An 839-nucleotide genomic window follows, 5' to 3' on the forward strand; every position below is an offset into this window, starting at 1 on the left:
GGAGGTGCGGCGGGGGTGGATGACGGTGCCCGGGCCGAGCAGTGCGGACCGTCGGGCGGTGTGTGCGGGCCTCGAGGTAGGAACGAAGTAGTCGTAGAGATGCGGCCCCGCGAGGCTGTGGTCGCCGATCCAGCGGGCGCCGCCGTGGCTGACCCGCGCGTACTCTCGGTCCAGCCCGATTGTGGCCTCGACCGCGCTCCCGAGGACGACCCCCCAGCGCTCCGGCTCGGACCACGGGCGTACACCGCTGTCCGACAGCGCCTCGGCCGTTGCCGCCAGCGCGAACTGCACGGCCCGGTCCAGCCTGGTCGTCTCCTCGTCGTTTAAACCGAACTCGGCCGGGCGGCAGTCGCACTCGGCCGCGATCCGTGAGCGGAACGGGGCCGGATCGAAGTGGGTGATGGCGCCGGTCGCGGTCCGGCCGTCCGTCCGCCGGTCCCAGAAGGCTGCTGTCCCGATACCCCCGGGTGCGACCACGCCGATCCCGGTGACGGCAACGCGTCGACTCACAGTTTCCTCCTCGGCGCGGGGGTCGACAGGCTGTGCAGGCAGGTGACCAGGCTGCGGGCCTGCACGTTGAGGTAGTGGCTGTGCCGCAGCAGCTCCTGCAGCTGGCCGACGGTCACCCGGAGGTAGCCGGGCGGCTCGGCCGGGTCCGTGGTCTCGACGACCGTGTAGCGGGTCTCGGTGTCGAGGAAGCGGCCGCCCTCCTCGGCCATCACACAGTCGAATCGGACGTCCGCAGCTGGGGCCTTCTCCACCAGGTCGAGCAGCGGCGGCGCCGGGAGCGCCGGCAGGGACTGCGACGAGGAAGCGCAAGCGCGGGCGGGTGTCGGTCG

2 protein-coding genes are annotated in these 839 nt (G+C 72.5%); both read right to left on the minus strand.

Going from position 1 to position 839, the window contains the following annotated elements; all coding sequences use genetic code 11:
* Window positions 1-510, minus strand: a 510-nt coding sequence (locus D8M34_RS18330) for a beta-ketoacyl synthase N-terminal-like domain-containing protein (protein WP_274543287.1), incomplete at its 3' end; no start/stop codon positions are given.
* The coding region (locus tag D8M34_RS18335) for an NDP-hexose 2,3-dehydratase family protein (RefSeq protein WP_174235411.1) at window positions 507-839 on the minus strand (333 nt) is incomplete at its 5' end. The genes D8M34_RS18330 and D8M34_RS18335, both read right to left, overlap by 4 nt.

Origin of the sequence: Microbacterium sp. HSID17254, assembly GCF_003989315.1 — a bacterium.
Lineage (GTDB): Bacteria > Actinomycetota > Actinomycetes > Actinomycetales > Microbacteriaceae > Microbacterium.